This window comes from uncultured Jatrophihabitans sp. (assembly GCF_964252635.1).
In the GTDB taxonomy this organism is placed as follows: Bacteria; Actinomycetota; Actinomycetes; order Mycobacteriales; family Jatrophihabitantaceae; genus Jatrophihabitans.
Map to the genome: position 1 here is coordinate 1 of NZ_CAXUNP010000012.1, position 4757 is coordinate 4757.

The window sequence follows — 4757 nt, forward strand, 5'->3', positions numbered from 1 at the left end:
ACGTGTGGGCCGCGTCCCGGATCATGGTCCGACGGTTCGTGCAGCCCGTCGCCCCGTCACCCGGCCCGGCCCACCCTCCCTGGCCGTTCAGCGCTCACAACACCGTCGACTACCTCGGATCGGTGCACAACCCCTCCGACCACGTCCACGGCGGCCTCGTCGGCGTCGACAGCACCGCCGTCATCGCGGCCGTGTGGGCGCTGAAGCAGAAGCTCCACCACCTTGTCGGCGGCATGGACATGACCACCAAGGAGTGGTCCACCGGCATGGACGAGGCGCTGGTCCGCTACCGCAAGAAGTACCGCTTCGGTCAGACCAACTGGCTGACCGTCTCCTCGGTCGGCTACAACCACATCCTGAATCAGAAGTAGGAGCACCCCATGGACGTCCCCGACCTCAACTGGGTCGCGCTGCTGCCCGTCCTGCTCGGCGTGATCTACCCCGCGATCGCGTCGTTCATCTCGCGAGAGCACCTGCCGTCGGAGGTGACGGCCGGCATCATCGCGCTGCTGTCCGCCGTCGCGGGGTTCGTGTCGCAGGCTGCGGCCTCCGGGTCCTTCAGCTTCTCCAGAGCAACCGCGACCGCGCTCCTCACCTACGTGATCGCCTCCGTCGCGCGCAGCCAGTTCTGGAAGAACACGCACACCGACGCCCAGCTGCTCGCCTTCCCGCGGAAGCTACCGAAGAAGGGCCAGCTGACGAGCCACTACGCCGGGGTGCCCGACGACGACGCCCCGGACGGGACACCGGCCCTCGTTGGTCGGCACGAGGCCGCCTGAGCTACGCCGCGCGGCGCCGCCCGCGCCGCAGGTCACGCAACCGGCGGAGCCGGTGCACGATCTCCGGCTCGGCGAGCTCGGCCGCCGGGTCATCGACGAGCCGGTTGACCTGCTGCCAGAACGCCGTCTCGCTGAGCCCGAACCGGTCGTAGGCCGCCACCACCCGGTGACCCTCGTGGTTGTAGCGGGCGCCGGCCAGGCGCAGGATCTCGCGGTCGACGTCGGGTAGCTGCATCACCCCGTTACCGTCACACACACGTACGACAACACCGTGTCACGGGCACCGGCCACGGCCTACAGACGGCCACGAATCCGGCCGAGACGCACACAGCCCAGCAAAAATCGGGTACCCGTGAGCGGTCCCGTGAGATCCGGCTTACAGGTCGACTCGTCCGTCGCCCACCGAGGCGGCCGTTAGGCTCGCGAGCGCGAGCGACGCAAGCGATGCGAGCCGGAGGTATGGCGCCTCGGGCGGGCCGAACGGAGTGAGGGCGTGGGTGAAGCCGCGGCGCAACGCCGGTTCGACATCGTGCTCTGGGGGGCGACCGGGTTCGTCGGCCGGCTGACGGCCCGGCACCTGGCCGAGCAGGCCGGGTCGGCGCGGATCGCGCTGGCCGGCCGCTCCGAGGCCCGGCTGCACGCGCTCGCCGCCGAGCTGGCGGTCGACTGGCCGATCCTGGTCGTCGACGCCGAGGACGAGGTCGACATCATGGCGATGGCGGCGGCCACCACGGTCGTGGCCAGCGCGGTGGGGCCCTACCTGAAGTACGGCCTGCCCCTCGTGCGCGCGTGCGCCGCGCACGGCACCGCGTACTGCGACCTCACCGGCGAGACCTTGTTCGTCCACGCGAGCATTGCCGCGGCCCACGCCCGGGCCGCCGAGACCGGCGCCCGCATCGTGCACGCCTGCGGCTTCGACTCGGTGCCCTCGGACCTCGCCGCGCTGCTTCTCTTCCAGCGTGCCGTCGAGGACGACGAGGGCACCCTGACCCGCACCATCAGCGTCCTCACCTCGGCGTGGGGCGGGCTCAGCCGGGGCACCATCGACTCGCTGCTCGGCGACCGTGCTGCGGCCGCCGGTGACCCGGACCTGCAGGCCGTCTTCGACGACCCGTGGGCGCTGTCGACCCAGCCCGGCGCGCAGCGACCGGCACGTACCGACAACGTGTGGCCCACCCGGGACGCGCTGACCGGACGGTGGGTCGCGCCGTCGGTCTTCGGCCCGTTCAACGAGCGGATCGTGCGGCGCAGCGCGACCCTGCTCGACGCCCGCGACGGAGAAGGGCACGGTTACGGGCAGGGCTTCGACTACCACGAGTACCTCGGCGCCACCACCACGCCGCTCGCCCCGTTCGTCGCCACCGGGATCGCGGCTGGGCTTACCGTCACGCGGCGCGTGCTGACCTCCCGCCTGCCGCGGCTCCTCGTGGACCCGTTGCTGCCCGGCACGGGGCGCGGGCCCTCCGAGCGCACGCAGCGGCGCGGTTTCTTCCGGATCGAGGTCACCGCCCGCACGACCACGGGAACCGAGTACCGGGCCGTCGTGTCGACGCACGGGGACCCCGGTTACGCGGCGACCTCGGTGATGTTCGCCGAGAGTGCCCTGGCGCTGGCCTTCGACGAGCCGGCTGTGCCCGGCGGCGTGCTGACCCCGGCCGTGGCCATCGGCGAGACCCTGCCCGCCCGCCTGCGTCGGCACGGCTTCGAGATCTCGGTCGAACGGCTGGCCTCGCGCAGCCGGTCCGTGGTCACCACTCCGGACCCGCCCCCCGAACCGGTCCAGTAGGCAGCAAGTACGCTCCCCAGCTATGGATCTGGACATCATCGAGGACGCCGACGTCGACGACCGCGCCGTCCTGCTGATCTCGGGCTCCGTCGATCTGGACAGCCGCGACAAGCTCCTCGCCGCAGGGCGGGAGTCACTGGGCCGCGACGACGTCGACGGCCTCATCCTGGACCTTGCCGGCGTCTCGTTCGTCGACTCCACCGGCATCGGGGCGTTCGTCGAACTCTCCCGCGACGCCGAGGACCGCGACGCCACCTTCTCGATCCGAAACCCGTCACCGCGGGTGCAGCGCCTCGTCGAGCTGGTCGGGCTCGCCGATGCGTGGACGGCGTCGACCGACTCCTGATCCGGGCGCGTCGGGTCAAGCACGATTGCGCGTGCTCGCGTTGTAGGTGAAGCTGAGCTTCATGGACCTCGACCCGCGCCGGCTGGTCGTCCTGCGTGCGGTCGACCGGCACGGCGGGGTGGTGGGCGCGGCAGCCGCGCTGCACGTCTCGCCCTCGGCCGTCTCGCAGCAGCTCGCCATGCTCGAGCGCGAGTCCGGCTTCGTGCTCATCGACCGCTCGCGGCGCGGCGGCCAGCGCCCGCTCGAGTTCACCCCGGCCGGCCGTCGCCTGGTCGCCCATGCCTACGACCTCGTGCAGGTGCTCGACGACGCCGAGGCCGAGCTCGGGTCGCTGGCCGAGGACATCACGGGGGAGGTGCGCATCGCGGCGTTCTTCACCGTCCTGCGCGGGTTCGCCGGCGCGGCCCTCGTCGAGCTCGGACGCACCTATCCCGCCCTGCAACCCAGGGTCACCAACATCGACGAGCGGACGGCGGTCGACGACGTGCAGGCCGGTCGCGTCGACCTGGCGCTCGTGGAGGACGACGCGCAGCGACGGCGCATCGTTCCGCGTGGTCTGTACTACGAGGCGCTCGCCGACGACCCGTTCCGGGTCGCCGTGCCGGTGGCCTGGCCGGAGTTCGACGACCTCGCCGCGGTCGCGGACCGACCCTGGATCGACGGGCCACCCGACAGCGCGACCGGGCAGGCCATGGCCCGTGTACGGACGGCGACCGGGCTGTCGTTGCCTGCGCCGCACCTGTGTCGCGAGTTCACGGCCGCGCTCGCCATGGTGGCGGCCGGTCTGGCCGGTGCGCTGATCCCCGATCTCGCCGTGGTCGCCTCGGCACCGGCCGACGTCCGGATCGTCGCCCTGCCCGGCCTCGGCGCGCGGCGGATCGGAGTCATCTACCGACGCTCGCGCAACGAGCCGACACCGGCTGTGCGAGCCGTGCTCGACCTGTTGCGCACATCGGCGGCGGCGCCGGCCGCCGGGCCGTAGCCGCGCCGCGCGCGCATGTTCGTGTCGGCGCCGCCTCAGACGTCGACGGGTGTCAGCGCATGGATCACCGGCGCACCGGCAAGACCATCGCCGGCCACTGCGAACGTCTGCGCGATGTGGTCGGATGCCATGTGCGCGTCGAGGTCGGACTTGTCGCGCCAGGACTCGACCGTCACGAACACCCCGGGCGTGCTCGCCGATTCGTACAGTGCATACGACAGGCAACCCTCCTCGGCACGGGTCGGCGGAACGAGAGCCTTGAGTGCGTCGCGGACCAGATCGGCGGAGCCGTCCTTGGCGGTGATGACGGCGACGACGGGCAGTTCAGACATCGGTGTACCTCTCCGAGAACGACCTTCGGTCTCGTCATGACAATGGGCCATGCACGACGTGTTCGTCTACATACCCTTGGGTATGGCGGGAATCTCCTGCAAACGACGAAATTCTTTCGGAAGGCCCGGCGTGGCGTAGGACCCGATGTTCGTCGTGATGACGAGGCTGCATCGCCTGTGCCGTAGGCGATGCAGCGTTCTGCCGGCATCGGGCAACGCGTTGCGCGCGCGTCCTGCCACACGAACGCCGAAAATTGGGACGGCGCGCCGTGTTGACGCCGACGTCTGCTCATCGTCAACTTGTTCGCAACATCAGAGCAGTTGATCGAACGTTGCCGAGGAGGCACACGCATGACCGCACCAGCCAAGAAGAGCGCAGCGAAGAAAGCTGCGAAGAAGTCACCGGCCAAGAAGGCGGCCAAGAAGACGACCGCACGCAAGACCGCCGCCAAGAAGACCACGGCGCGCAAGACGGCTGCGAAGAAGACGACCGCCCGCAAGAGCGCCGCGAAGAAGACGACGGCGCGCAAGA

8 protein-coding genes are annotated in these 4757 nt (G+C 70.7%); 6 read left to right on the forward strand and 2 right to left on the reverse strand.

Going from position 1 to position 4757, the window contains the following annotated elements:
• On the forward strand, positions 1-371 hold a 371-nt coding region (locus ACFFCA_RS07525; RefSeq protein ID WP_375483372.1), incomplete at its 5' end, for a hypothetical protein.
• Positions 372-380: 9 nt separating this feature from the next.
• Positions 381-779, forward strand: a complete 399-nt coding sequence (locus ACFFCA_RS07530) for a hypothetical protein (protein WP_375483374.1) — start codon at positions 381-383, stop codon at positions 777-779.
• Between the two features lies 1 nt (position 780).
• Here ACFFCA_RS07530 and ACFFCA_RS07535 read toward each other — a convergent pair whose 3' ends face one another.
• Positions 781-1014, reverse strand: coding sequence for a DUF3263 domain-containing protein (locus ACFFCA_RS07535; protein WP_375483557.1), 234 nt, complete (start codon positions 1012-1014; stop codon positions 781-783).
• A gap of 258 nt (positions 1015-1272) precedes the next feature.
• Between ACFFCA_RS07535 and ACFFCA_RS07540 the strand changes: the two genes are divergently transcribed.
• From ACFFCA_RS07540 to ACFFCA_RS07550, 3 genes are all read left to right on the forward strand, one after another.
• On the forward strand, positions 1273-2565 hold the full coding sequence (locus ACFFCA_RS07540; protein WP_375483376.1) for a saccharopine dehydrogenase family protein: 1293 nt from the start codon (positions 1273-1275) through the stop codon (positions 2563-2565).
• 22 nt (positions 2566-2587) lie between these two features.
• The gene (locus ACFFCA_RS07545; RefSeq protein WP_375483378.1) at positions 2588-2911 is read left to right on the forward strand and encodes an STAS domain-containing protein; all 324 of its coding nucleotides are present in this window, start codon (positions 2588-2590) and stop codon (positions 2909-2911) included.
• Between the two features lie 61 nt (positions 2912-2972).
• Positions 2973-3893: a LysR family transcriptional regulator gene (locus ACFFCA_RS07550; RefSeq protein WP_375483380.1), complete on the forward strand. Its 921-nt coding sequence runs from the start codon at positions 2973-2975 to the stop codon at positions 3891-3893.
• 35 nt (positions 3894-3928) lie between these two features.
• Here the strand turns inward: ACFFCA_RS07550 and ACFFCA_RS07555 are convergent, their stop codons facing one another.
• Positions 3929-4225, reverse strand: a complete 297-nt coding sequence (locus ACFFCA_RS07555; RefSeq protein WP_375483382.1) for a putative quinol monooxygenase — start codon at positions 4223-4225, stop codon at positions 3929-3931.
• Positions 4226-4576: 351 nt separating this feature from the next.
• Between ACFFCA_RS07555 and ACFFCA_RS07560 the strand changes: the two genes are divergently transcribed.
• Positions 4577-4757, forward strand: a 181-nt coding sequence (locus tag ACFFCA_RS07560) for a hypothetical protein (protein ID WP_375483384.1), incomplete at its 3' end; no start/stop codon positions are given.

Bases quoted from the DNA above. Each gene is read 5' to 3' on its own strand.
- ACFFCA_RS07530 (WP_375483374.1), top strand. From the start codon at position 381: ATGGACGTCCCCGACCTCAACTGGGTCGCGCTGCTGCCCGTCCTGCTC.
- ACFFCA_RS07535 (WP_375483557.1), bottom strand. From the start codon at position 1,014: ATGCAGCTACCCGACGTCGACCGCGAGATCCTGCGCCTGGCCGGCGCC.
- ACFFCA_RS07545 (WP_375483378.1), top strand. From the start codon at position 2,588: ATGGATCTGGACATCATCGAGGACGCCGACGTCGACGACCGCGCCGTC.
- ACFFCA_RS07550 (WP_375483380.1), top strand. From the start codon at position 2,973: ATGGACCTCGACCCGCGCCGGCTGGTCGTCCTGCGTGCGGTCGACCGG.
- ACFFCA_RS07555 (WP_375483382.1), bottom strand. From the start codon at position 4,225: ATGTCTGAACTGCCCGTCGTCGCCGTCATCACCGCCAAGGACGGCTCC.